Origin of the sequence: Curtobacterium guangdongense (assembly GCF_049341845.1) — a bacterium.
Taxonomy (GTDB): Bacteria; Actinomycetota; Actinomycetes; order Actinomycetales; family Microbacteriaceae; genus Curtobacterium; species Curtobacterium guangdongense.
Window position 1 is genome coordinate 44,531 of the sequence record NZ_JBMPIT010000007.1, and the last position, 23,575, is coordinate 68,105.

At 72.2% G+C, this 23,575-nt stretch carries 26 protein-coding genes; 7 read left to right on the plus strand and 19 right to left on the minus strand.

Annotated elements, in window-relative coordinates; genetic code table 11:
* Nucleotides 1-150: 150 nt before the first annotated feature.
* The 4 genes from ACO0E1_RS12240 to ACO0E1_RS12255 form a co-directional block, all read right to left on the minus strand.
* Nucleotides 151-1,392 carry an MFS transporter gene (locus ACO0E1_RS12240; RefSeq protein ID WP_422874441.1) on the minus strand — a complete coding sequence of 414 codons (1,242 nt, stop codon included), beginning with the start codon at nt 1,390-1,392 and terminating at the stop codon, nt 151-153.
* Nucleotides 1,389-2,093, minus strand: coding sequence for an HAD hydrolase-like protein (locus ACO0E1_RS12245; protein WP_422874442.1), 705 nt, complete (start codon nt 2,091-2,093; stop codon nt 1,389-1,391). Before ACO0E1_RS12245 ends, ACO0E1_RS12240 begins: the two co-directional genes overlap by 4 nt.
* A gap of 257 nt (nt 2,094-2,350) precedes the next feature.
* Nucleotides 2,351-3,046, minus strand: coding sequence for an endonuclease NucS (gene nucS / locus ACO0E1_RS12250; protein ID WP_422874443.1), 696 nt, complete (start codon nt 3,044-3,046; stop codon nt 2,351-2,353).
* 9 nt (nt 3,047-3,055) lie between these two features.
* Complete coding sequence (locus ACO0E1_RS12255) at nt 3,056-4,372, minus strand: MFS transporter (protein ID WP_422874444.1); 1,317 nt, start codon at nt 4,370-4,372, stop codon at nt 3,056-3,058.
* A gap of 55 nt (nt 4,373-4,427) precedes the next feature.
* Here ACO0E1_RS12255 and ACO0E1_RS12260 point away from each other — a divergent pair, with 55 nt between their 5' ends.
* Nucleotides 4,428-5,537 (plus strand): LacI family DNA-binding transcriptional regulator, encoded by a 1,110-nt coding sequence (locus tag ACO0E1_RS12260; RefSeq protein ID WP_422874445.1) that lies wholly within the window; start codon nt 4,428-4,430, stop codon nt 5,535-5,537.
* A gap of 25 nt (nt 5,538-5,562) precedes the next feature.
* On the opposite strand, the gene ACO0E1_RS12265 is transcribed toward ACO0E1_RS12260, so the two are convergent.
* Both ACO0E1_RS12265 and ACO0E1_RS12270 read right to left on the minus strand, forming a co-directional pair.
* The gene (locus tag ACO0E1_RS12265) at nt 5,563-6,873 is read right to left on the minus strand and encodes an MATE family efflux transporter (RefSeq protein WP_422874446.1); all 1,311 of its coding nucleotides are present in this window, start codon (nt 6,871-6,873) and stop codon (nt 5,563-5,565) included.
* 106 nt (nt 6,874-6,979) lie between these two features.
* Nucleotides 6,980-8,317 (minus strand): uracil-xanthine permease family protein, encoded by a 1,338-nt coding sequence (locus ACO0E1_RS12270; protein ID WP_422874447.1) that lies wholly within the window; start codon nt 8,315-8,317, stop codon nt 6,980-6,982.
* Between the two features lie 101 nt (nt 8,318-8,418).
* On the opposite strand from ACO0E1_RS12270, the gene ACO0E1_RS12275 reads away from it, so the two are divergent.
* Genes ACO0E1_RS12275 through ACO0E1_RS12285 form a run of 3 tightly spaced genes read left to right on the plus strand, consistent with a single transcriptional unit; the run spans nt 8,419 to nt 12,775 of the window.
* The gene (locus ACO0E1_RS12275) at nt 8,419-9,801 is read left to right on the plus strand and encodes a hypothetical protein (RefSeq protein WP_422874448.1); all 1,383 of its coding nucleotides are present in this window, start codon (nt 8,419-8,421) and stop codon (nt 9,799-9,801) included.
* A gap of 50 nt (nt 9,802-9,851) precedes the next feature.
* A complete protein-coding gene (locus tag ACO0E1_RS12280) occupies nt 9,852-11,816 on the plus strand; it encodes a M13 family metallopeptidase (protein ID WP_422874449.1) in 1,965 nt (654 codons plus the stop codon).
* Nucleotides 11,816-12,775 (plus strand): serine hydrolase, encoded by a 960-nt coding sequence (locus ACO0E1_RS12285; RefSeq protein WP_422874450.1) that lies wholly within the window; start codon nt 11,816-11,818, stop codon nt 12,773-12,775. Before ACO0E1_RS12280 ends, ACO0E1_RS12285 begins: the two co-directional genes overlap by 1 nt.
* A gap of 75 nt (nt 12,776-12,850) precedes the next feature.
* On the opposite strand, the gene ACO0E1_RS12290 is transcribed toward ACO0E1_RS12285, so the two are convergent.
* The 11 genes from ACO0E1_RS12290 to ACO0E1_RS12340 form a co-directional block, all read right to left on the minus strand.
* Nucleotides 12,851-13,042 carry a hypothetical protein gene (locus ACO0E1_RS12290; protein ID WP_422874451.1) on the minus strand — a complete coding sequence of 64 codons (192 nt, stop codon included), beginning with the start codon at nt 13,040-13,042 and terminating at the stop codon, nt 12,851-12,853.
* A gap of 32 nt (nt 13,043-13,074) precedes the next feature.
* Nucleotides 13,075-13,497 (minus strand): MFS transporter permease, encoded by a 423-nt coding sequence (locus tag ACO0E1_RS12295; RefSeq protein ID WP_422874452.1) that lies wholly within the window; start codon nt 13,495-13,497, stop codon nt 13,075-13,077.
* Nucleotides 13,494-14,345 carry an Asp23/Gls24 family envelope stress response protein gene (locus tag ACO0E1_RS12300; RefSeq protein ID WP_422874453.1) on the minus strand — a complete coding sequence of 284 codons (852 nt, stop codon included), beginning with the start codon at nt 14,343-14,345 and terminating at the stop codon, nt 13,494-13,496. The genes ACO0E1_RS12295 and ACO0E1_RS12300 overlap by 4 nt, the downstream gene beginning before the upstream one ends.
* Before the next feature lie 75 nt (nt 14,346-14,420).
* A complete protein-coding gene (locus ACO0E1_RS12305) occupies nt 14,421-14,594 on the minus strand; it encodes a CsbD family protein (protein WP_422874454.1) in 174 nt (57 codons plus the stop codon).
* Between the two features lie 87 nt (nt 14,595-14,681).
* Complete coding sequence (locus tag ACO0E1_RS12310; RefSeq protein WP_422874455.1) at nt 14,682-15,248, minus strand: hypothetical protein; 567 nt, start codon at nt 15,246-15,248, stop codon at nt 14,682-14,684.
* Nucleotides 15,245-15,835, minus strand: a complete 591-nt coding sequence (locus ACO0E1_RS12315; protein WP_422874456.1) for a DUF6286 domain-containing protein — start codon at nt 15,833-15,835, stop codon at nt 15,245-15,247. The genes ACO0E1_RS12310 and ACO0E1_RS12315 overlap by 4 nt, the downstream gene beginning before the upstream one ends.
* A gap of 9 nt (nt 15,836-15,844) precedes the next feature.
* Complete coding sequence (locus tag ACO0E1_RS12320) at nt 15,845-16,159, minus strand: hypothetical protein (RefSeq protein WP_281266403.1); 315 nt, start codon at nt 16,157-16,159, stop codon at nt 15,845-15,847.
* Nucleotides 16,156-16,347 (minus strand): DUF2273 domain-containing protein, encoded by a 192-nt coding sequence (locus tag ACO0E1_RS12325; protein ID WP_402727650.1) that lies wholly within the window; start codon nt 16,345-16,347, stop codon nt 16,156-16,158. The genes ACO0E1_RS12320 and ACO0E1_RS12325 overlap by 4 nt, the downstream gene beginning before the upstream one ends.
* The gene (locus ACO0E1_RS12330) at nt 16,344-16,805 is read right to left on the minus strand and encodes an Asp23/Gls24 family envelope stress response protein (RefSeq protein ID WP_413600373.1); all 462 of its coding nucleotides are present in this window, start codon (nt 16,803-16,805) and stop codon (nt 16,344-16,346) included. The genes ACO0E1_RS12325 and ACO0E1_RS12330 overlap by 4 nt, the downstream gene beginning before the upstream one ends.
* A gap of 162 nt (nt 16,806-16,967) precedes the next feature.
* Nucleotides 16,968-18,176: a helix-turn-helix domain-containing protein gene (locus ACO0E1_RS12335; RefSeq protein ID WP_422874457.1), complete on the minus strand. Its 1,209-nt coding sequence runs from the start codon at nt 18,174-18,176 to the stop codon at nt 16,968-16,970.
* Nucleotides 18,177-18,198: 22 nt separating this feature from the next.
* On the minus strand, nt 18,199-18,870 hold the full coding sequence (locus ACO0E1_RS12340) for a DUF4232 domain-containing protein (protein ID WP_422874458.1): 672 nt from the start codon (nt 18,868-18,870) through the stop codon (nt 18,199-18,201).
* A gap of 112 nt (nt 18,871-18,982) precedes the next feature.
* Here ACO0E1_RS12340 and ACO0E1_RS12345 point away from each other — a divergent pair, with 112 nt between their 5' ends.
* On the plus strand, nt 18,983-19,279 hold the full coding sequence (locus ACO0E1_RS12345; RefSeq protein ID WP_422874459.1) for a hypothetical protein: 297 nt from the start codon (nt 18,983-18,985) through the stop codon (nt 19,277-19,279).
* 3 nt (nt 19,280-19,282) lie between these two features.
* Here ACO0E1_RS12345 and ACO0E1_RS12350 read toward each other — a convergent pair whose 3' ends face one another.
* Together ACO0E1_RS12350 and ACO0E1_RS12355 are read right to left on the minus strand one after the other, a co-directional pair.
* Complete coding sequence (locus ACO0E1_RS12350) at nt 19,283-19,705, minus strand: NUDIX hydrolase (protein ID WP_422874708.1); 423 nt, start codon at nt 19,703-19,705, stop codon at nt 19,283-19,285.
* Nucleotides 19,702-21,012 carry a glutamyl-tRNA reductase gene (locus ACO0E1_RS12355; protein ID WP_422874460.1) on the minus strand — a complete coding sequence of 437 codons (1,311 nt, stop codon included), beginning with the start codon at nt 21,010-21,012 and terminating at the stop codon, nt 19,702-19,704. The genes ACO0E1_RS12350 and ACO0E1_RS12355 overlap by 4 nt, the downstream gene beginning before the upstream one ends.
* A gap of 38 nt (nt 21,013-21,050) precedes the next feature.
* Between ACO0E1_RS12355 and hemE the strand changes: the two genes are divergently transcribed.
* Together hemE and ACO0E1_RS12365 are read left to right on the plus strand one after the other, a co-directional pair.
* A complete protein-coding gene (hemE, locus tag ACO0E1_RS12360) occupies nt 21,051-22,172 on the plus strand; it encodes a uroporphyrinogen decarboxylase (RefSeq protein WP_422874461.1) in 1,122 nt (373 codons plus the stop codon).
* Nucleotides 22,169-23,485, plus strand: a complete 1,317-nt coding sequence (locus tag ACO0E1_RS12365; RefSeq protein ID WP_422874462.1) for a protoporphyrinogen/coproporphyrinogen oxidase — start codon at nt 22,169-22,171, stop codon at nt 23,483-23,485. Before hemE ends, ACO0E1_RS12365 begins: the two co-directional genes overlap by 4 nt.
* Nucleotides 23,486-23,575 lie beyond the last annotated feature (90 nt).

Consider the following 23,575-nt stretch of genomic DNA (forward strand, 5'->3'; position numbering starts at 1 on the left):
CGCGCGGTCGGGGGCCGAATCGCGCGTAGGAGGTCGAAACGCGCGTAGGAGGTCGGAAAATCGGGCCTCCTACGCGCGAAAGAGCCTTCTACGCGCGAAACAGCCCCCGCTCCCACCCCATCCCACGCCCGCGCGGAACAGTTCGTGGCGTCAGGGAACCCGGCGGGCGGACAGGGTCCCCACGATGCCGAGGGTCAGGACGGCCACGAGCACGACGAGCAGTGGCGCGGTCCAGTCGTTCGTCGCGTCGTGCAGCGCCCCGGCGACGAGCGGACCCGCCGACCCGATCAGGTAGCCGCCGCCCTGCACGAACGCGGACATCCTCCTGGCGTCGTCGTCGGTCGACACGAGTCGCACGATGATGATGAAGATGACGGTGATCCCGCCGCCCTGGGCCGCCCCGCCGAGGATCGACCAGAGCAACCAGAGCTGCGGCGCGAACAGCAGCCCCAGCGGCATCGCGAGCCAGAGGAACGCCACCAGCGACAGGATCGCCCGAGGTCGCCAGCGGGAGGCGAGCACCGGGACACCGAGCGCTCCGACGACCGCGAGGATCTGGAACACGGACGAGCTCGCACCCGACGACGCCTTCGAGAAGCCGATCTCGTCGTGCAGCAGCGTCGGGATCCACGCCGTGAGCGCGTAGTAGGAGAACGCCTGGCCGCCGAACGCCAACGTGAGCCCGATCGTCACCCACCTGGCTGGACGGGCAGCAGCGGGGGACGGCACCCGGATGGCCCCCGTCCCGAGCACCTGGTCGATCGGCCCGGTGACGACCGCCGGCTCCGTGGGGCTCCCGGTTGCCGGGCCCATCCACGCGGCACGGGCTCCGACCGCGTACGTCCACGCCAGCCCGGCGACCACGGCGAGGAGTCCCCACACCGCGATCGCGATCGGCCAGCCCCACACGGATGCGAGCGGTGCGGTGGCGAGCGACGTCAGCATCGACCCGACGTTGAGCGCCGACGTGTACACGCCGGTGACGATCCCGACGCGCTCGGGCGAGGTGTCCCGGCGGATGACGACGGGGATCACCACGTTGCCGATGGTGATGCCGATGCCGATCACCGCGGTACCGATCAGCAGCGCCGCGGCACTGGGCACCGACCGGAGCACGGTGCCGGCGAGCACGATCACGAGCGACAGGGACAGTGCCCGCTCGGGGGTCGCCTTCGCGATCACCCAGCTAGCGAGCGGTGTCGCGAGGGCGAAGCAGAGCACCGGGATCGTCGTGAGGAGCCCTGCGACGGTGGTCGTCAGGCCGAGGTCGAGCCGGATGTCACCGATCACCGGGGCCGGGGCGACGATGGGGCCGCGCAGGTTCAACGCGACGAGCACGATGGCCGCCGGCAGCACCCAGCCGGCGCGGCGCAGTGCGGCGGCGCGGGTCACGAACGGGCGCTGGCGTCGGCGGTGGGTGCGTCCGGCGCCGAAGCCCCTGGCAGCAGGATCGGCAGCAGGTCGAGCGGGGTGGCCGCCCGCGCGATGGTTCCCTCGGCTTCGGCGGGGGAGCCGTAGCCCCACTCGGCGAAGACCACGGGGACGCCGTGCACCCGGGCTCCCTCGACGTCGTGCAGCCGGTCGCCGACGAGCACCGGACGCGAGACGTCGAACCCGCGGCCGTCGAGGCGCTTCAGCGCTTCCTCGACCACGTCGGCCTTCGAGGAGCGGACCTCGTCGTCACTGGCGCCGGTGATGATGTCGATGTCCCCGGTCAGTCCGTAGTGGTCGAGGATGTACGTCGCCGGGGTCTCGGGCTTGCTCGTCGCCGTCGAGATCGGCAGCCCGGCCTGGTGCAGGGTGCGCAGGACCACGTCGATGCCGGGGAACATCGCGGAGTCGAGGGCGCCGTGGGAGAAGTAGTGCTCGCGGTAGACGGCCAGGGTGCGGTCCGCGAGTTCCTGGTCCATGCCCATCGCGTCGCGGAAGGTGTCGAGGATCGGCGGCCCGACGAACGACATCAGCGTCTCGTGGTCCGGGACGGGCACGCCGACCTTGCGGAACGTGTACGTCAGGCTCTCCAGGATGCCCGGCGCCGAGTCGCTGATGGTTCCGTCGAGGTCGAAGAGGATGGCGCTGAACGGGCTTGTCATGACGTACCCACCCTAACCGGGGCGGTGGACGCGGCCCACCTGTGGGTCGTGACGTGCTCGGCGGGGCCGAGCCGGGCCTCCCGTCCGCCCCTGCGGTGCGTCGGTGGGTCCGTGGGTCGAAACGCGCGTAGCGAGCCGAATCGCGCGTAGGAGGTCGTTCCTTTCGACCTCCTACGCGCGAAACGGCCTCCTACGCACGAAACGGCCCCCGCCCGCACGAACCGGCCCCCGCCGGCGCGAAACGGCGACCGCTCGGCTCAGAACAGGCGGGTGTGCCCGCCCTCGATGCCGCGCATCGCGTCGTAGTCGAGGACCAGCACGCGGATGCCGCGGTCCTCGGCCAGTGTGCGGGCCTGCGGCGCGACGGTCTGCGCGGCGAGCACACCCTGCACCGGGCGGAGGAGCGGGTCGCGGTTCATCAGCTCGAGGTAGCGGGTGAGCTGCTCGACCGCGTCGATGTTGGCGTTGCGCTTCATCTCGACCGCGACGCTCGCACCGGCGTCGTCGCGCGCCAGGATGTCCACCGGCCCGATCGCCGTCATGTACTCGCGCCGGACGAGCGTGTGCCCGTCCCCGAGGAGCTCGATCTGCTCCGCGAGGAGCTGCTGCAGGTGCGCCTCGACCCCGTCCTTCACGAGCCCCGGGTCGACGCCGAGGTCGTGGCTCTCGTCCGCGATGACTTCGTAGATGCTGACGACGAGCTTGTCCTGCGTCTTCTTCTGCGTGACCGTCCAGACCTGCTCGATGCCGGCCTCGGCCTGCTCCTCGGAGGGGTCGCCGATCTCGATCGAGCACGGCGGGCTCATCCAGTTCAGCGGCTTGTAGCTGCCGCCGTCCGAGTGGACGAGCAGCGAGCCGTCGGCCTTCAGCATGAGGAGCCGGGTGGCGAGGGGGAGGTGTGCCGACAGGCGACCGGCGTAGTCGACGGAGCAGCGGGCGATGACGAGACGCACCCCGGAAGCCTAACGGGCGTCCGGCCCCCGGTTCGCGTCGGCCTGGAGGCTCGGCTCGGCTCCGGCGCGTTCGTTCCCCGGGTGGGTGGCCGGGTCCACGGCACCCGGCTGCGCGTCCGGCGTCCGCTCGCGTGCCGCACCCGATGCCAGACCGGCAGCGACGATGAAGACGAACACGATGAGCAGACCGTGCAGCAGGCCGAAGTGCTCACCCGCGAACCCGATGATCGGCGGCCCGGCGAGGAACGCGACGTACCCGATGGTGGCCACGGCACTCACCTTGGCGGCTGCGGTGCGGGGGTCGTCGGCGGCGGCCGACATGCCCATCGGGAAGCCGAGGCTCGCGCCGAGTCCCCAGAGCACCACGCCGACGATCGCCAGCGGCACGCTCGGCACGAAGATGAGCATGCCGAGGCCGACGACCGCGACCGCCGCACTGGTCCGGAGCACCGGGACGCGGCCGAACCGGTCGATCAGCGGACTGCCGGCGACCCGGCCGACGGTCATCGCGGCGAGGAACACGGTGAGCACGGCGGACCCGGCGTCGTTCTCGAGCCCGTGGCCGTCGATCATGGCGAGCGGCAGCCAGTCGTTGGCGGATCCCTCGGCGAGGGCCATGCCGAGCACGATGACACCGATGAGGAGCGTGGACGGCTGCTTCCAGACGGCCCAGCGGGACACCGGCAGCGGCACGGGGGTGGTGTCGGTGGGTTCCGGTTCGGTGAACCGCTCGTCGCCGAACCACCGGACGGCGACGGTCATCGCGATGCCGATGAGGACGCCGAGTACGACGAAGTGCAGCGCGACGGGGACCTCGAGGCGTTCGGCCAGTGCGCCGAGCCCGGCACCGGCGAGCGTGCCGAGGCTGAACGCGGCGTGGAACATCGGCATGATCGTGCGGCCACCGAGTCGTTCGGCAGCGGCACCGGAGACGTTCATCGACACGTCGGCGAGCCCGTTGCCGAAGCCGAACGCGATCAGGCACAGCCAGATGGCGGCGAAGCCCCACCCCGTGGTCACCGCGACGCCGGCCATCACCATGCCGACGACCAGGCAGACGGCGGCGATCTGCACGCCGTGCTTCGCACCGAGCTTCGCGACGATGTGTCCGGCGAAGGTCAGTCCGGCGATCGACCCGACGCTCATCCCGACGACGAGCAGCCCCATCTCGAACGTGCTGGCGCCGAGCTCGTCGCGGACGCTCGGGATCCGGCCGAGCCAGGTCGCGATACCGAGCCCCGACAGGGTGAAGACCACGAACACCGCGGTGATCCACGCGCGGGTGCTGGGGGCCTGGCTCGTCCTGGTGACTGACGCCGTCGTCATGGTGCTGTTCCGATCGAATCGATTCGAGTGTAGTTCTCGGATACGCTAACCGGCGATGGACGACTCGGCAACACCTCGTGGCGCGTCGGGGCACACCGCGCCCGCACGACCGACGCTGGCTGCGGTCGCGCGTGCGGCGGGGGTCGCCGCGTCGACGGCGTCGCTCGCGTTCAGCGGCAGCGGCCCGGTGTCCGAGGAGACCCGCGCCCGCGTGCTCGCCGTCGCCGCGTCGATGGGGTACGACGGTCCCGACCCACGTGCGCGCTCGCTTCGCCGGGGTCGCTCCGGCGTGATCGGCGTCGTGATGGACGAACGCCTGAGCGACGCGTTCCGCGACCCGGTGAACGTCCTGACGCTCGACGGCATCGCCGAGGTCGCCGGGGAGGCCGGGGCGTCGCTGCTCCTCGTCCGGAGCCCCCTCGACGACGAGCGCGGCATGGGCCCGCTGGTCGACGCCCCGATGGACGCGGTGGTCCTGGTCGGCTGCAACGTGCGGGTGGACCCCGCCGTCGCCGTGCTCCGACGCCGCGGGATCCCGGTCGTCGCGATCGAGGCGGACGACATCGAGGGCGCTGTCCCGATCCAGCTCGACAACCGGGAGGGCTCGCGCCGCGCGGCCGCGTTCCTCCGGGACCTCGGCCACACCGACGTCACCGTGGTCACGCTGCCCCTCGACGCCACGCACCAGCTCGGGCCGATCTCCGATGCGCGCTTCGCGGCGGGGGCGGCGTTCACGACGATGGAGCGGCTCCGCGGGGTCCGTGGCGTGTTCCCGTCGTGTGTCGCGATCGAGGCGGGCGGCAGCTCCGTCGAGGCCGGGCGCGTCGCCGGGGAGTCGCTGTTCGGGCCCGACGGCACCCGTCCGACCGCCGTCATCGCGCAGAGCGACCTGCTCGCCGTCGGGGTGATCTCCTCGGCGCTCGAGCACGGGCTGCGGGTGCCGGAGGACGTCAGCGTGGTGGGTTTCGACGGCATCCACGTGGACGACAGCCTGCTGCACCGTTCGCCGATCCGGCAGCTGACCACGCTCGTGCAGCCGTTCGTGCAGAAGGGCCAGGCGGCTGCGCGGGCAGCGCTGGCGATGCTCGAGGGCGATGCGCCGAGTGGTGCGTCGTTCCGCTCCGAGCTCCGCGTCGGCGACACGACGGCACCCCCGCGCGCGTAGCCCGCGGCAGGCGCGCCCGCGCCACTCAGCGCGCCATCGCGACCGCGATCCAGCCCGGGCGGTGCGCCCGCACGCCGAGCGTCACCGCGCGCACGCCGATGTACCCGAACGAGAACACCGCCCACAGCGCCGCGAGCCCGTCCCCGAAGACCCAGAGCAGCGGCAGGTACACGACGAGGTTCACCCCGCCGGCGATCGCGAGGTACCTGGCGTCGCCCGCGCCGATCAGCACCCCGTCGAGCACGAACACGTACCCGGCGACCGGCATCCCCGCCGCGATGAGCACGAGCACGACGGGCAGCGACGACCGGACTGCCTCGGAGTCCGAGAACACCGGGCCCAGCACCCCGCTCACCGCCAGGGTCAGCAGGCCGAGCAGCACGCCACCACCGATGCCGAGCACCACGAGCCGCGTCGTCACGAGCCGCACCCGGTCGGCGTCACCCGCTCCGAGCGCGTGCCCGACGAGTGCCTGTCCAGCGATCGCCAGCGCGTCGAGCGCGAAGGCGAGCGTGCTGAACACCGTCAGACCGACCTGCGTCGTCGCGAGTCCGACCGTCCCCAGCCCGGCGGCCACCCCGACGGTCGCGAGCATCGCCACCCGCAGCGACGCGGTCCGCAGGAACAGCCACGCTCCCGACCGCAGTGCCCGCACCACGCCAGAGGCGCCCGGCCGCAGTGGAGCCCCCACCCGTCGGGCCGCACGCACGGCGATCACCACGTACACGGCGGCCATCGACCACTGCACGATCACGGTGCCGGCGGCCGATCCCTCCACACCCCACCCGAACCCGTAGATGAGCACCGCGTTGAGGAGACCGTTCGCCACGAAGCCGATCGACGCCACGACGAGCGGCGTCCTGGTGTCCTGCAGCCCCCGCAGCAGCCCCGTCGACGCGGTGACGACGAGGATCCCGGGGAGGCCGATCAGCGACACGAGCAGGTACGCGGTCGCGGCGCTCGAGACCGGGGTCGACGCACCGAACAGCCCGACGAGCGGACCGGCGAGCGGCCACCCGACAAGCGCCAGCACGATGCCGAGCCCGAGCGCGAGCCACATCCCGTCGATGCCGGCGTGCACCCCTCCGCGCCGGTCACCGCCACCGAGCGCGCGCGCCACGGCAGGTGTCGTCGAGTAGGCCAGGAAGACGAGGAGCCCCGTCACGGTCTGCAGCACGGCACTCGCGAGTCCGACGGCGGCGAGTGGTGTCGCCCCGAGGTGTCCGACGAGCGCCGTGTCCGTCATCAGGAACAGCGGCTCGACGACGAGCGCGCCGAGTGCCGGCAGCGCCAGCCGGACGATGTCGCGGTCGACGGCGCGGCGGGACGTGGGCACCAGGACATCATGCCGGACCGGACGGGAGGCCCTGGTCGCGTCGCGCGCGCACCGTGCGGTGCGTGGCGGAGTCGACCAGTGCCTCCCGTCCGACGGCGGGTCCGCGTCAGTCCGCGCGTGGTTCCGTCGGGACGCCGCCGGTGGCGGCGTGCGCCGACTCCGACGCTTCCGGCGTCGGCGGCTCGGTGCCGCGCGCCCGGCCGATCAGGTCCATCACGTGGTAGACGACGATCGCGGCGACGGTGCCGAGGATGATCCCGCCGAAGGAGGCCTGACCGAACGAGAACGTGAAGTCCGCGATGCCGATGATCAGCGCGATACCGGCCGTGAGCTGGTTCTTGGGCTTGGCGAAGTCGACCCGGTTCTCGACCCAGATGCGGATGCCGATGACGCCGATCAGACCGTAGAGCGCGGTGGTCGCGCCGCCGAGGACCCCGGCCGGGACCGAGGAGATGACCGCACCGATCTTGGGAGAGAGGCCGAGCAGGACCGCGACGATCGCCGCGACCCAGTACGCGGCCGTGGAGAAGACCCGGGTGGCGGCCATCACGCCGATGTTCTCGCCGTACGTGGTGGTGGCGGAACCGCCGCCGACGCCCGCCAGCACGGTGGAGATGCCATCGGCGAAGAGCGCGCGCCCGGTCAGCGGCGTGAGGTCGCGGCCGGTGAGCTGTCCGACGCCCTTCACGTGGCCGACGTTCTCGGCGATGAGCGCCAGGACGACCGGCACGAACGCCAGGTAGATCGCGAGCTGTCCCGGGTCGAAGGCCGGTGCGGTGAACTCGGGCAGGCCGATCCAGGCGGCGTCGCCGACGGCGGAGAAGTCGACCTGGCCCGCGATGAGCGCTGCGACGTACCCGACGACGACGCCGATGACGATCGACAGGCGACCGATGAGCCCCTTGAACAGGACCGTCACCAGGATGATCGCGGCGAGCGTGATGACGGCGACGAGCGGCGCCTTCGTGAAGTTGTCACGGGCTGCCGGGGCGAGGTTGAACCCGATGAGCGCCACGATCGCTCCCGAGACGACCGGGGGCATCAGACGGTCGATCCAGCCGGCGCCGGCGAGGTGCACCACGAGCCCGATGACCGCCAGCAGCGCGCCGACCACGATGATGCCGGAGAGCGCGAGCGGGATCCCGCCGATCTTCGTCGCCGCACCGATCGGGGCGATGAAGGCGAAGGAGCTGCCGAGGTAGCTCGGCAGGCGGTTCCCGGTGATGAGCAGGAACAGGATCGTCCCGATGCCGCTGAAGAGCAGGGTCGTCGACGGCGGGAAGCCGGTCAGCAGCGGGACGAGGAACGTCGCGCCGAACATCGCCACGACGTGCTGGACGCCGAGGCCGATGGTGCGCGGCCAGGTGAGCCGTTCGTCCGGTGCCACGATCGTCGTCGCCGAGACGGTCGCGCCGTCTCCGTGCAGCTTCCACGGGAGTCCCATGCCCACGACCGTAGTGGCAGCCGTCCACCGATGACGGCAACTGCTGCTTCCGGCGTGGACCACTTGTATAAGGTGTGTGGAACATCACCGAGGGAGTGGCCATGCGCACATCTGTCCGGACGGCCGGCTGCGCCGTCGCCGTCGCTGCTGTCGCGATCGCGCCGCTCGCCGCCACCGCGCCCACGGTCGCCGCCCCGGTGTCGTCGCAGCCGGCCGCGACGACCGACTTCACCGCAGGGGTCCGGTCGATCGACCACGGGCTCGGGATCGTGACGGTCACCGGCACCGCCCCGGTCGGCACGAGCGTCCACGTCGCGGGCGACGTCGAGACCGAGGAGTGGACCGAAGCGGACCGTACCGGCGCGTGGTCGGCAGCGGTGCGCGTGGCACCGGGCTCCCACGTCGTCCGTGTGACCGCTGCCGTGTCCGGCCGGGTGGTCGACCTCCCCGTGGAGCTCCTGCTGCTCACCCCGCCCGGGATGCTCGCGACGGTGGACGGTATCGCGCGCTCGGTCACCCTCGACGGCACGGGGTACCCGAGGGCGCACTTCGTCATCAAGGACGGCGGCCAGACCGTGGGCGAGACCGATGCCGACGCGGACGGTGCATGGTCGTTCACGCTGCGAGACCTGTCCTTCGGGGACCACCACGTCGAGGCGTTCCAGTACTTCGACGGCACGCAGAACGGTGGCGTGGACGACGTCTACGCCGTGTCGGGCGCGGCGGTCGTGACGGCGGCGGACGCCTCCCGCGAGACCGATCGCATCACGCTCGTCGGCCGTGCACCCGCCGGGACCGAGCTGACCTTCGCCGATGCCGGCGGTCCGATCGACGCTGTCCGCGTCCCGGTGGGCGCTGACACGAACTGGCGGGTCGAACTCCCCATCCCGGACGACGCGCGGTTCCACACCGTCACGGTGACGACACACGACGGTGCGACCGAGCTCGGCACGACGGACGCCCACGTCACCGTGCCGGTCGCGCTGACCGGCGGCGTCGAGGAGCTCCCGGACGGCTCGGTCCGGCTCTCGGGTACGGGTGAGAACGGGGCGACGGTCGACCTCGAGACCGAGGACGGCACGGCGGTCACCGACGACCACGGTGCGCCGATCCGCACGACCGTCGGGCGCACCTGGGAGCTGACGGTGGCGCGTGACGAGCTTCCTGCGGACGTCGTCGTCGCGCGGCAGCGGATCGACGGTGTCGAACAGGGTGGACTGCGCCTCGTGCTGCCGCGGCTCCCGCACCGCCCGGGCCCGGGGGAGTCCGGAGCCGGGGGCGCGAGCGGGCCCGGCGTCTCGACCGGGGTCCACCCGGACGCACATCGCGTTGCTGCCGCGAAGCTCGCGTCGGGACCGGGCCGACTGGCCTCCACCGGCACCGAGGCCACGGGCGCGCTCGGCGTGGCCGCAGCGCTCGTGCTCGCCGGCTCGGGCCTGTCGGTGCTCAGGGTCATGCGTCGACGGCGACCGCAGGACCAGTGAGTCGGGATCGTCGGGTGGACGGCAGGGGATCGGTGGCTATCGTGGAGCGCATGACCGACGTCGCAGGCACCACCGGAATCCAGACCGACGAACTCGACGCGAAGGTGCAGCCGAAGGACGACCTGTACCGCCACGTCAACGGGCAGTGGATCGACGCGACGCCGATCCCCGACGACAAGGCGCGCTACGGCTCGTTCACGGTGCTCGCGGAAGAAGCCGAGAAGGCCGTCCGTGCGATCATCGAGCGCTCCCAGCAGGCACCGGCGGGGTCCGAGGAGCGCAAGGTCGGCGACCTGTACACCTCCTTCACCGACGAGTCGAAGCTCGAGGCACTGGGGACGGCACCGATCGAGCCCCTGCTCGCCGAGATCTCCGCGCTCGAGACGAAGGACGACGTGCTCCGCATGGTCGGTCGGTTCGAGCGACTCGGGCTGCCGAGCTTCATCCAGCTGTTCGTCGACAACGACCCGGGTGACCCGGAGTCGTACGTCGTGTTCCTCGAGCAGTCCGGTCTGGGGCTGCCCGACGAGTCGTACTACCGCGAAGAGCGGTTCGGTGACATCCGCGAGAAGTACCGCGAGTTCGTCGCCGCGATGTTCCCGCTCGCCGGGTTCGACGACGGTGCCGAGCGCACCGAGCACGTCATCGCGCTCGAGACGGCGCTCGCCGGCAAGCACTGGGACAACGTCGCCACGCGCGACAGCCAGAAGACCTACAACAAGCTGCCGTGGGCCGAGGTGGACGCACTCGCACCCGGGGCGGACCTGCAGCGCTGGTGGGAGTCGATCGACGCCCCGGTCGGCGCGTTCTCGACCGTCGTCGTCCGTGAGCCCTCGTTCCTGACGGGCCTGGCGGAGCTGCTCGGGTCCGAGTCGCTCGAGGCGTGGAAGGACTGGCTCCGGTGGCAGGTCATCCGTGCATCGGCCCCGTACCTGACGAGCGCGTTCTCCGCCACGAGCTTCTCGTTCTACGGCACGGCACTCACCGGCGCCCCGAAGCAGCGCGAGCGTTGGAAGCGCGGCGTCTCGCTGGTCGAGGGCGCGATGGGCGAGGCCGTCGGTCGGATCTACGTCGACGAGCACTTCGACGAGACGTCGAAGGTCACCATGGACGACCTCGTCGCGCACCTGGTCGAGGCGTACCGGCAGAGCATCACGGCGCTCGACTGGATGACCGACGAGACGCGCACGCGCGCGCTGGAGAAGCTCGACAAGTTCACGCCGAAGATCGGGTACCCGGTGAAGTGGCGCGACTACTCGGCGCTGCCGATCTCCGCCGACGACCTCATCGGCAACGTCCGGGCGGTCGCCGCGTTCCAGGTGGACCGCGAGCTCGGCAAGATCGGGAAGCCGATCGACCGCGACGAGTGGTTCATGACGCCGCAGACGATCAACGCGTACTACAACCCGGGCTTCAACGAGATCGTGTTCCCGGCCGCGATCCTGCAGTTCCCGTTCTTCGACGCCGGCCGTGACGCCGCGGCGAACTACGGTGCGATCGGTGCCGTGATCGGCCACGAGATCGGGCACGGCTTCGACGACCAGGGCTCGCAGTACGACGGCGACGGTCGGCTCGAGAACTGGTGGACCGAGGCCGACCGGCAGGCGTTCGAGGAGCGCACGAAGGCACTCATCGCGCAGTACGACGCGCTGGTCCCGACCGAGGTCCCGGACGGGCACGTCAACGGTGCCCTCACGATCGGCGAGAACATCGGGGACCTGGGTGGCCTGTCGATCGCGTGGAAGGCGTACCTCCTGTCGCTCGACGGACAGGAACCGCCGGTCATCGACGGACTGAGCGGCGCCGAGCGGTTCTTCCTGAGCTGGGCGCAGGCATGGCGGATGGCGATCCGCCCGGAAGAGGCCGCACGCCTGCTCCAGATCGACCCGCACTCGCCGACCGAGTTCCGCTGCAACCAGGTCGTGAAGAACATCGACGTGTTCTACGACACGTTCGGCGTGACCGAGCGCGACGCGATGTACCTCGACCCCGCCGAGCGCGTCTCGATCTGGTGATGGTCGAGCCCGACGCGGCACCGTCCTCGCGGCGGCGACGCCACGACGGCGGCGCCACCGGTGCTGGCAGCCGTGCTGGTGCGGGTGGCCGCGCTCGTGGACGCCACCGAGGGGGTGGCGAGGAGCGGTTCTCGGCGACGGTCGAGGCCCTCGGAGCGCTCGCGTACGACGGTGCCGGGGTCAGCGCGTCCGTGATCGACACGTCGACCGGCCGCGCCCTGCTCGCGATCGACGACCGGCTCGTGCAACCCGTCGGGGGCCTCGGCCGGGTGCTGCTGCTCATCGAGGTCGCGGCACGGCTCGAGGACGGTCGGCTGCACGGCGACCGGCTGCAGCGGATGGCGCGTGACACCGCCACCGGACCGGGACTCTGGCAGTTCCTGCAGGAGCCGACGATGCAGGTCTCGGACCTCGCCACCCTCGTCGCGGCGACCGCCGACGCGTGGGCCACGAACGCACTGCTCTCCACCGTCGGCATCGACGCCGTGCGCGAGCGTGCCGAGTCGCTCGGGGTCGAGCGGTCGGCGTTCATCGACCGCGTCCGGGACCGCCGTGGCCCCGACGACGCGCCGGACATCGCGGTCGCGGCGTCCGGGGAGCTCAGCTGGGTGATGCGCGGTCTGGCCCTCGGCGAGGTCGTCGACGAGGGTGTCTCGAACCGGGTGCTCGGCTGGCTCTCGCTCGCTGCCGACCTCTCGCTCGTCGCGGGGTCCTTCGGCCTCGACCCGCTGGCGCACCGAGCGCTCGACCACGGGCTGCAGTCGGTCGCCGTGACGGGGTCCGGCCCGGGGATCCGCGCCGAGGCCGGGGTGCTCCGAGGACCCGGGTCGAGCGTCAGCTACGCCGTCACGGTGACGTTCGAGGACGACACGCTCGACCGGCGCCTGTCGGTCGTCGAGGCGCTGCGCACCATGGGTACCGAGGTGCTCGACGCGGTGCACGTCACCGCGACGCGCTGACCCGACCACGCACGAACGCCCCGGCCACATCGGTCGGGGCGTGCTGTGCGGAGGCGGGTCGGGCCTCCAGTCCGGTCAGCCGCGCTTCTTGGCGGCCTTCTCCAACTTCTTGCGGAGCTTCTTCCGCGACTTGCGGGCGTGCGGGTCGTTCCACATCTTGCGGACGGTCTCGCCCTTCGACTGCTTGACGACGGTCCGGTTGGCACGAGCGCCGAACCAGAAGCCGATGAGCACGACGGCGGCGATGACGAGGAGTCGGTTGCGCATGGTCTGTCCCTTCAGTGTCGGATCCCGGCCGGTCAGCCGGTGATCCGTCGTACGAGGTCGGTGATGATCGGCCAGACGTCGCCGGCGCGGTCGGCCGAGCCGATCGCGACGGTGACGAGCGGGTAGGCCGTCACGGCGAGGGTGACGATGACCGCGAGGACCACCGGCACCCACGCCGCCACGCTACGACGCCGGGTCACGGCGAGGATCAGCAACGCGAGGACGACGACACCGCCGAGGATCGTCACGAGGGTGACCCGGATGACCGGGAACGGCACGAGACCGGCGGTGGTGGCCGTGACACCGGCCAGGAAGCCCGTCAGCGGCAGGAACGCCCCGAAGAAGAGCAGGAGGACGACGAGCACGCCGACGACGGTCGCGATCCAGACACCACGTGCGCGCGGCGGCCGTTCCCGGCCGAAGCGACGACCGGAGCGGCCGGACCAGACGGTCATGCTCGGGTGTCCGGCTCGGACGCTGCGGCTTCGGTGGCCTCCGCGGCGTGCGCGGCTGCGTCGGCCATGTCGTCCGCGGCGCGCTTGGTCGCGTCCACCGCGTCATCGACGGCGCCTGAGCCGGCCACACCGGCCCGGTCGACGGTGTCGGCGGCCGAGTCGCGGACCTCGGCGGCGGCGTCGCGAGCCCGGTCGGCGGTCTCCGACGCGGTGTCGCGCACCTGGTCGAGCGCCTCGGCGGCGGCCTCCCGGGTGCGGTCTGCGGCGTCGCGGGTGCGGTCGGCCACGTCCGCCCCGACCTCCTGCGCCTTCGTGGCGGCGTCGGACGCGGCACCCTTGACGGTCTCGGCAGCGTCGGTGGCGGTGTCCTTGACCCGTTCGGTCGCCTCCGCCGCCTTCTCGCGGACCGTGTCGACCGCCTCGGAGACCTTCGACGGCTCGTCGTCGAACGGGCCGTGCACGTCGGTGACCCGGACGTCGACCGTCGCGGGCCGTCCCGCGACCTGGGTCACGGCGTGGGCGACCTGCGCACGGACCTCCTCGGCGACCGTCGTGACACGCTCGGGGTAGGTGACGACGAGGGACACCTGCACGTCGAGCGTCCCGTCGACGTCGTCCACCTGCACGCCGAGGGCGTTGGCGGTCCGGCCGAGGCGGGAGCGGACCTGGTCGGCCGCGCGTTCGAGCACGCCACCCAGGTGGTGCACGCCGTCGACGCCGATCGCGGTGACTGCTGCGGTGCGCGCTGCGACGGTGAGGACGCTGGCGTCCGCCGGCAGCGGTTCGGTCAGCGATGCGGGCAGGGCCACATCGGTGACGTGGGTGCGGGCGTGTGTCTCGTTCTCCATGATGTCCTCCTCGGTCCGGACAGGAGACGACGGGGCACCCGCTGGCGGATGCCCCGTCGTCGTCACTGCAGCTGCCTAGTTCTTGAAGACGTCCTTGACGTCCTCGCCCGTCTGCTTGACGCTCGCGGCGGCCTGGTCCTTCTTGCCCTCGGCGACCTTGGAGTCGTCGTCGGTCGCGTTGCCGAGGGCTTCCTTCGCCTTGCCGGCGATGTCCTGGGCGGCGTTCTTGATCTTGTCGTCGAGACCCATGAGGGTTCCTTCCTTCGGTGGGGCGGGAGCGCCCGTTGCGCTGGTGGGAGTGGGCCGGGAGGCCCGTGGTACGTCCGGCGGTCGGCCTCAGCTGACCCTGGTGGTCGCCTTCGCGAGCGCCGAACGGGTGCCGCCGGTCAGGTGCACGAGCACCGGGACGGAGCGGCCGAGTGTGCGGTCGAGGACCTCGACGGCACGGTCGACGGCGTCGAGCACGGCGACGGCGTCGCCGCCGCGTCGCACGGCGACCCGGATCCGGGCCGCGCGCTGCCGGCGCACCTGGAAGACGTCGACCTTCGAGCCGACGACGTCACGGACGCCCTTGAGTTCGTGGTCCACGACGTCGCGGACGAGGGCCACGTTGATCGTGACGGCATCGTCGCCGGAGCGTTCGCGGACGGCGACGGAGGTCCCGCCGCCGCCGCGGGTGAACACCCACACGAGGGCGAGGACGATGACGACGGCGCAGGCCACGGCGACGATCCACAGCGACGCCGCGGGGACGTCGAGGCTGCGCGGGATCGAGACGTACGGGGCGACGGCATCGCGGACGGCCGGCAGGACACCGGCGCCGATGGTGATGCCGACGACGATCGCCACGAGGCCGAGGACGAACAGGATGATGCGGTTCAGGGTGCGGTTGCTCTTCGTCATGACAGCGTCCCTCGTTCTGCGAGTGTGACCTTCACGCGTCGGCCGAAGCGTTCGTCGAGTCGGCTGAGTCGTTCGGTGACCGCTGCACGGACGGCGGCTTCGTCGACGGGGACGCCCGAGACCGGGACGACCCTGACGTCGGTGCGGTTGCCGCGGGAGCTCGCCGATGCGTTGCCCTCGGGGACCCCTGCTGCCGATCCGGCGGCGTTGGCCGCGGTGGCGGCGATGATGCGGGTGTCGATGACGACGGCTCCCCGGTCGTGGGGCACCGGCGAACGGTGCTGCCGACCGGGCTTGAGCGCCAGGACGACGAGCACGACGCCGAGCACGACGAGGACGACCGCGATCACCTCGGCGATCGTGACGAACGCCGCATCGGGGCGGAGTGCTGTGTCGACGACCGTCTGCGGGTCGGCGAGGAGTGGTGCCGCACCGACCGCTCGGAGGACCGATTCGGTGCCGATCCAGGCCGCGACGAGGACGAGCACCACGAGCGCGACGGACACCGCGGTCGACCGGGAGCGGTGCACGCTCCGGCGACGGATGCGTCGTTCGACGGCGTTGCCGCCGACGGGACTGCTGCTCATGACGATCTCCTAGGCGACGCGGGTCTCGCGCTCACGCACGATCCCGGTCAGTTCGATGTGGGCACTGCCGACTCGGCGCCCGGTGAGGGCGCTGACCCGGTCACGGACCTCGGCTGCGGCGGCCGTCGCGCGGCCGACGAGGTCGTCGGCCGCGGCGATCGGTCCCGTGATGTCGAGGGCGAGCGACCCTTGGTGGTCTCCGAGTCCGACGTGGACCCGCTTCGCCGGGGCACCGAGGTGCTCGGCTGCGACGGCGCGCGCGCACGAGGTCAGGGCCCGCGCCGTGATCTCGACGCGGCCCGCGACCTCCGGGCCGCCGGTCACCGGGAGCTCCGGCGCCCGGTCAGCACGTCGGTCAGGGCACCGCGGTCGATGCGTCCGGACACGAGGGCGGCCACGAGGGCGCCGACGAGGGCGAACACGACGACGAGGACGAAGCCCCAGAAGCCGAACTGCAGTGCGACGACTGCCAGGATGGCGCCGATCAGGGCGCCGGTGATGGTGGTGCTCATGCGACTCGCGCTTCCTTCTTCTCGTCATCGTCGTCGTCGTCGCCCGGGATGAAGACGTCCTGCACGGTCACGTTGATCTCGGTGACCTCCATGCCGACGATCTGCTCGAGCGCACGGCTGACCGAGGAGCGGACGCCCTCGGCGACCTGCTGCAGCGGCACCGGGTACTCGGCGACGATCACGATGTCGGCCGCGACCTGCTTCTCGCCGACCTCGACCTTGACGCCCTGACCGAGGTCACGCTGGCCGATGGCGTCGCGGATGGCGCCGATGGCGCGGGCTGCGCCGCTGCCGAGCGAGTGGACGCCGTTCACCTCACGGGCGGCGATGCCGGCGACCTTCGAGACGACGGTGTCGTCGATGACGGTCTTGCCCGTCGTGGTGCCCGACGTCGCCGGAGCCGTCCGTGCGGCGGTGGTCGCTGCTGCGGTGCCCGGGGTGGTGGTCGTGTCTGCCATGGTTGTTTCCTTCCGTGAGTCCCGCCAGGTGATCCCAGCGGTTGCTGTTCACGGATGAGACGGGCTGACCTCGACAGAAGTCACACGGGATCACTGCTTCCCAGGGAAGTGTCAGACAGCGGTCGACCGGGGGACGGACTTGTCCCCCGGCACATCGACGGCTCAGGGATCGACGTGGATTTCGTCCGTCGGCGTGCGCTTCCCGACGCTGCGGTCGGACACGGCCCGGACCGCGCGGACGCGGGCCATGGGCGTCGTCCCGAGCTCGCGTTCGAAGAGCTGTTGCAGCCGTCGCGGCTGGAGCCCCACCGCGCGGGCGATGCCGGCGACCGTGAGCGGTTCCGCGGCGTGGGCGTCGATGAAGGCGAGTGCACGTCGCAGTCGCGGGGACGGTGTCTCCGAGCCGGGGGCGGCGGCGTGGACCGCCCGGACGGTGGCACCGGGGGACTCCTCGAACCGGTCGCGGTAGGCAGCAGCGAACCGCCCGCCGTTCGTGAAGCCCCATGCCTGCGCGATCTCCGTGACGCACCCGGGGTCGGCCGTCCGCAGGAGTTCGCTCCGCACCCCGTCGAGGCGTTGGTCCCGGAGGAAGCGACTCGGCGTCACCCCCAGCGTCCGCAGGAAGACGTCCTGGAGCCCGCGTTCGCGGAGGCCCGCGGCGTCCGCGATCGTCCCGACGGCCGGCCGTTCGCGGGCGTGTTCCTCGATGAAGCGGAGCGCGTCGCGCAGTCGACTCGCCAGGGGGACGTCGTCGCCGCGGTCGCGGAGCGGGAACGTGTCGAGGACGACGACGGCGAGCCTCCGGTTGAGCGCGGTCCGCATCGGTCCCCGGACCCGGTCGTCGAGGAGCGCCGGCCCGAGCTCGCGGATCAGGCGACGGAGGGGCTCCCGGCGTGCGACGACGTCGTCTTGCTGGTCGAAGAGCAGCGGGCCGTCCGGCAGCAGGAAGCCGAGCTCGTGGCCGACCGAGCGGAGGAACCGGTCGGCGATGTGGACACCGTTGTAGAGCGTGTCCTCCGACTCGAAGCGGTACGCCTCCGACGCCGAGGCGATGTAGGGGGCGCCGGGGAGCACGACACGGGTGCGGTCCGCGAAGTGCATCTCGAGGCGCCCACGCGTCAGCCAGAACACGACGTGGTCGTTCCGCGGACCGATCACCCCGCCGCGACGCCCGCCGGAGGCGTCCATCGTGCGCAGGGAGAGGTCGTCGTCGCCGATGACCGAGTACTCGTACCGGGTCCCCGGTGCCACCGCGGTGTCCGAGGCGAATCCGGATCCGCCGTACTCGGAGGTGAAGATCGCCGTGTAGCCGCTGCCGTCGTCGCTCGTGAACCGCTCGCGGCGGAACCCGTTGGGGGACGTCGTGCTCACGAGGACATCTTCACACCAGGGGTCAGGAAGTCGCCTGTCCCTCGGGGACGAATGCCTGGACGGACAGGAGCGGGGCCTGAGCATCGTCGCAGGCGGTGTAGTCCGTGTCCGCGATGAAGAGCGAGGCCTTCGACCCAGGCGGGTAGACGCGGAACCCGTCGGGCGTCCGTGGCGAGCACGCGGCGTTCGAGTAGTTGGCAGCCTGCCCGATCTTCAGCGGTGCGACGGCGGTGTGTCCGGGTGCGAGGGTCACCGTCGGGTGCGGCGAGCCCTTGTCCTGATCGGCAGCGGCCCCGATCTGCGTGCCGTTGCCCCCGCCGACGAAGGAGACGCCCGGCCACCCCTGCAGCGTGCAGCTCGCGGATCCGGTGTTCTGCAGGGCGAGGTGCACGACGACGCTCCCCGCCGCACCCCCGCTGCCGGGCTGGATCGACGCGGAGAGGTCGCCGGCCACGCACTGCCCCGAACTGCCCGCCGACGACCCACCGCTCGACGATCCGCCGCCATCGCCGGCCGACGCGGAGGTCGACGGCGCAGGCGAGGTCGACGGGGTCGGCGTCGCGGTGACGGTCTTCGTCGCGGTGGCGGTGGCCGTCGCGGTGTCGCTCCCGCCGGACGCGCACCCGGCGAGGGCCCCCATCGTCAGGATGCCCATCGCCCCGAGCATGATCACGGTTCCCTTGCTGGACTGCATGACGGCAGGTAATCACCGCCGGACACGATGCGTCCCGGTATCCACTCAGGGACCGCGAGCACACTCGCGCCGTACGGCACCGTTGCCGTGCACAGGACCCGGAGGACGGACCATGGCAGGCAAGCACGAACAGATCCGAGGCGACGGAGACCGCGCGGACGGCGTCGAGCCGGTTGCGGGGGCGTTCGTCGACAGCGAGATCCCCGGCGAGGAACAGCCCAGGACGAACGAGCCGGTCGGCGAGTTCGTCGCGAGCGACATCCCCGGCGAGGACGTCCCCACGACGACGGGCACCGACGGCGAGTACGTCGAGTCGGACATCCCCGGCGAGGGCGAGCCGCGTCCGTCCGGTGCGGTCGGGCACTACGTCGACACCGGCAGCGGCACCGACGACACCGAGAACGGCTGAGCGCTAGTCGATGAGGTCCGCCTGCGCGAGCAGGCGGATCGTCTCGACGCCCGCTGGCGGGCACCGGTCCGCGTCCGCGGAGGTGACCCACTCGACCTCGTCCACCTCTGCCGAGGCGACGGGCGTGGCCGAGTCCAGCGGGCCTCCCGGCCGGACCAGGAAGAGGGTCATCGCGACCATCGTCCCCGGAGCCTGGCCGTGTGCCGGCTCGGTGACCACGGCGAACTCGTCCACGTCGGCGGCGGTGAGCCGCAGACCGGTCTCCTCGAGCGATTCCCGGACCACGGCCTCGACGTCGGTCTCGTGCGCCTCGGCCTTGCCGCCCGGCAGGTAGAGCACGTCGCGCTGTCGCGCCCGCACCATGAGCACGCGCCGGTCACGGACCAGCAGCAGCGCGCTGACGCGCAGGACGGGCGGGAGGCTCAGCTCGCGTCCGCCTCGTCCTCGCGAACCGGGGCGGTCCGGTCCGCCAGCGGCACGACGGGGGTGGGGACGTCCAGTTCCGCCTCGGGTTCTGGTCGCACGCCGTAGAGGGCCTCGAGCGCACCGACGAACTCCTCGCCGCGTCCGGCGCGACCCAGCTCGCGCGCGCGGACCGACGGGCGGTGCAGCAGGACGCCGACGAGGTGCCGGAGCGCCCGCTCGGTGTGCTCCGCCGACTCGGGCGTGCTGTCCCCGCGCCGGTTGGCGCGGTCGATCTCGTCGTCGAGGATGTCGAAGACGTGCTTCCGGAACGCCACGAGCGCCGGGGTCGTCGACTGCTCGAGCGCCTGCGCGCGGAAGCGGGACACGGCGTCGTCGACCATCGCCCGGGCTTCCGACTCGGCGTTCAGCTCGGAGATGGGCGCGTGGATGCTGATCGTCTCGAGGTCGAGCAGCTCGACGCCGTCGACGTGCGTGGCGTCCGGGTCGACGTTGCGGGGGAGCCCGAGGTCGATGACGATGCGGCGGACCCCGTCGTCGAGGTCGGCCGGATCGATCACGGGGACCTCGCTCGAGGTGCACGTGATGACGACGTCGCTCGTGGCGATCGCCCGGCGCAGGTCGTGGGCGGCGACGAGGTCGTGCTTCGCGGCGAACCACGGGGCGCGGCCGGACGGCGAGTACACCTGGATGCGCTCGGCACCGCGGTCGCGCAGTGCTGCGATCGTCGTGGCCGCGTAGCTGCCCGTCCCGACGAGGAGCACGTTCGTCTGCGCCCAGTCGGTCACGCGGGACGACGCGAGTTCGAGGCCGAGGCGCACGAGCGAGCGACCGGCCGCCCCGATGCGGGTGCGGGTCTTGACGCCGCGGGAGGTGTGCGCGGCTTCCTGGAAGAGCCGCTCGAGGTCGGAGGTCGTGGTGCCGTTGGCGCGTGCGTCCTCGAGCGAGCGGCGGACCTGTCCGGAGATCTCGGTCTCGCCGATGACCACGGACTCGAGGCCGCTCGAGACGGCGAAGAGGTGCTGGACGACGTCCTTGCCGCCGAGCACGGAGACGGAGTCGAGGACCTCGGCGCCGGCCAGTCCGCTGGCGCTGGCGACGGCCTCGACCGTGGCGGCCACGGCGGAGTCGCTGTCGCCGGCGATGTCGAGGTAGGCCTCGAAGCGGTTGCAGGTCGCGAGGACCACGGCGCCGTCGAGGACGTCCGAGTCGGTGACCAGTCGGGAGGCGGCCGCGGGGGCGCCGATGCTCAGTCGCTCCAGGAGATCGAAGCTGGCGTTGCGATGCGACGCCGTGAGACAGATGAGCACGTACTCCATGGTACCGCGCTCGATGGGAGAATCGTGCGGTGACCGACGCATCCACAGCCGCACTGCCCGCAACGCACCCGCTCGCCGACGGTCGCACCGCCGGATCCCCGCTGGTCAGGGCGCTCCGCGGGGACCGACCCGAGACGCTGCCGGTGTGGTTCATGCGCCAGGCCGGGCGTTCGCTGCCGGAGTACCGGGAGCTCCGCGTCGGGACGGCGATGCTCGACGCGTGCCTCGATCCGGCGATGGCGTCCGAGATCACGCTGCAGCCCGTCCGTCGGCACGGGGTGGACGCTGGCATCTTCTTCAGCGACATCGTCGTGCCGATCAAGCTCGCGGGCGTGGACGTCGAGATCGTCCCGGGTCGCGGCCCGGTCCTCGGTTCCCCGATCCGCACCGCTGCCGACGTCGACGCGCTCGAGTCGCTCGACCCGGCCGCGCTCGCTCCCATCGCCGAGGCCGTCCAGCGCACCGTCGCCGAACTCGGGAGCACGCCGCTCATCGGGTTCGCCGGTGCCCCGTTCACCCTCGCGGCGTACCTGGTCGAGGGCGGCCCGTCGAAGGACCACATCCGCGCCCGCACGCTCATGCACGCCGAGCCGGAGACCTGGTCGCGCCTGCTCGCCTGGGCGGCCGAGGTGTCGGGGACGTTCCTCCGCGCCCAGGTGCTCGCCGGGGCATCGGCCGCACAGCTCTTCGACTCGTGGGTCGGCTCGCTCTCCCGCGCCGACTACCTCGAGCACGTCGCACCGCACTCCGCCGCGGCGCTCGCGCACGTGGCCGACCTCGGCGTCCCGCGCATCCACTTCGGTGTCGGCAGCGGTGAGGTCCTGCGGGACATGACGACCCTCGGCACCGACGCGGTCCAGGTGGACGCGGTGGGCGTGGACTGGCGGCTCCCGCTGGACGAGGCCGTCGCCCGCGTCGGTAACGGCGTCACCGTGCAGGGCAACGTCGACCCGGCGATGCTCAACGCGCCGTGGGAGGTGCTCGAGGCGCACGTGCGCGACGTGGTCCGTCGCGGTGGTGCTGCACGCGCCCACGTCGTGAACCTCGGGCACGGTGTCCCGCCGGAGACGGACCCGACCGTGCTGACCCGCCTGGTCGAGCTCGTGCACACGCTCGGGGACGGGACCGACGTCGCCGGGAGCCCCGCGTGACGGACGCGATCGTCGTCGGCGGCGGCGTCGCCGGGCTCGTCGCCGCCCGTGACCTCGCCAAGACGGGCGTGCACGTGGTGCTCGTCGAGGCCTCCGGCTCGCTCGGCGGCATGGTCCGCCGGCACACCGTCGCGGGAATCGACCTCGACATGGCGGCGGACTCGTTCGCGACCCGCACCGACGCCGTTTCCGCGCTCGCGATCGAACTCGGCCTCGGCAACGACGTCGTCGCGCCCGACCCCCGCGGCGCATGGCTCATGACGCGCGCCGGCCGGGTCGCGCCGATCCCCGCGACGGGGCTCCTCGGCATCCCCGGCAGCCCCATGGCCGCGGACGTGATCGCCGTGGTCGGCCAGGGCGCCGCGTTCCGGGCCCAGCTCGACTCCCTCATCCCGTCGCCCGTCGGTGCGCGAGCCGGGTCGCTCGGCGAGCTCGTCCGGAAGCGGATGGGGGCGACGGTCCTCGACGACCTCGTCGTCCCGATCGTCGCCGGTGTCCACTCCACGCACCCGGACGACCTCGATCCCGACCGCGTCGCACCGGGACTCCGAGCAGCCCTGCAGCGCGAGGGGTCCCTCGCCCGCGCCGTGCTGTCACTCCGGGAGCGGGCGACCGCCGGCTCCGCGGTGCAGGGGATCCGGGGCGGGATCGTCCGGATCGTCGACGAGCTCGTCCGCGACATGGAGACCTACCGGGTCGACGTCCGGCTGCACACCCGTGCGACCGCGATCGAGCGCGCTGCGGTCGAGCTCCTGCACGCCGACGGCACCGCCGAGCGGCTCGTCGCCGACCACGTCCTCGCCGCTGTTCCCGATCCCCACCGCGCTGCCGCACCGGAGCGGACGGGCATCGAGCTCGTCACCCTGGTCGTCGACCAGCCCGCCCTCGACGCCGCGCCGCGCGGCACCGGGATGCTCGTGCACCCGGACGCCACCGGGGTCCGGGCGAAGGCGATCACGCACGCCACGGCCAAGTGGCCGTGGCTGGCCGACGCGGCGGACGGACGCCACGTCCTCCGACTCAGCTACCGGACCACCGCAGGCGGCGCGGACGACGTGGCCACGAGCCTCCCGGTCGACCCGGCGGACGCGACGGGCGTCCGTGCGACCACGGACGCGACCGCCTTGCTGGGCGTCCCCGTCGACGCGGGGAACGTCGTCGGGGCGGCGCGCGTCCGCTGGCACGGACCGGACACCAGCCCCTCCGGTCTCGCCGACGGCGTCGTCGCGATCGGTGAGGTGTCGCGGGGCCGTGGCCTGGCCGGGATCGTGGGGGAGACCCGGTCGACCGTGCGGGGTCTGCTCGGTTCCTGAGCGGACCGCCGACCCCCCGAGGGCTACTGTTGGTGGAACGCCGACACATTCCGTTCGGCGCATGACCACCGCACACTGACTCAAACGGAG

Coding starts and splice junctions, on each gene's coding strand:
- ACO0E1_RS12245 (WP_422874442.1), bottom strand. CDS start 2,093: ATGACAAGCCCGTTCAGCGCCATCCTCTTCGACCTCGACGGAACCATC.
- ACO0E1_RS12255 (WP_422874444.1), bottom strand. CDS start 4,372: ATGACGACGGCGTCAGTCACCAGGACGAGCCAGGCCCCCAGCACCCGC.
- ACO0E1_RS12260 (WP_422874445.1), top strand. CDS start 4,428: ATGGACGACTCGGCAACACCTCGTGGCGCGTCGGGGCACACCGCGCCC.
- ACO0E1_RS12270 (WP_422874447.1), bottom strand. CDS start 8,317: ATGGGACTCCCGTGGAAGCTGCACGGAGACGGCGCGACCGTCTCGGCG.
- ACO0E1_RS12275 (WP_422874448.1), top strand. CDS start 8,419: ATGCGCACATCTGTCCGGACGGCCGGCTGCGCCGTCGCCGTCGCTGCT.
- ACO0E1_RS12280 (WP_422874449.1), top strand. CDS start 9,852: ATGACCGACGTCGCAGGCACCACCGGAATCCAGACCGACGAACTCGAC.
- ACO0E1_RS12285 (WP_422874450.1), top strand. CDS start 11,816: ATGGTCGAGCCCGACGCGGCACCGTCCTCGCGGCGGCGACGCCACGAC.
- ACO0E1_RS12290 (WP_422874451.1), bottom strand. CDS start 13,042: ATGCGCAACCGACTCCTCGTCATCGCCGCCGTCGTGCTCATCGGCTTC.
- ACO0E1_RS12295 (WP_422874452.1), bottom strand. CDS start 13,497: ATGACCGTCTGGTCCGGCCGCTCCGGTCGTCGCTTCGGCCGGGAACGG.
- ACO0E1_RS12300 (WP_422874453.1), bottom strand. CDS start 14,345: ATGGAGAACGAGACACACGCCCGCACCCACGTCACCGATGTGGCCCTG.
- ACO0E1_RS12305 (WP_422874454.1), bottom strand. CDS start 14,594: ATGGGTCTCGACGACAAGATCAAGAACGCCGCCCAGGACATCGCCGGC.
- ACO0E1_RS12310 (WP_422874455.1), bottom strand. CDS start 15,248: ATGACGAAGAGCAACCGCACCCTGAACCGCATCATCCTGTTCGTCCTC.
- ACO0E1_RS12315 (WP_422874456.1), bottom strand. CDS start 15,835: ATGAGCAGCAGTCCCGTCGGCGGCAACGCCGTCGAACGACGCATCCGT.
- ACO0E1_RS12325 (WP_402727650.1), bottom strand. CDS start 16,347: ATGAGCACCACCATCACCGGCGCCCTGATCGGCGCCATCCTGGCAGTC.
- ACO0E1_RS12330 (WP_413600373.1), bottom strand. CDS start 16,805: ATGGCAGACACGACCACCACCCCGGGCACCGCAGCAGCGACCACCGCC.
- ACO0E1_RS12340 (WP_422874458.1), bottom strand. CDS start 18,870: ATGCAGTCCAGCAAGGGAACCGTGATCATGCTCGGGGCGATGGGCATC.
- ACO0E1_RS12345 (WP_422874459.1), top strand. CDS start 18,983: ATGGCAGGCAAGCACGAACAGATCCGAGGCGACGGAGACCGCGCGGAC.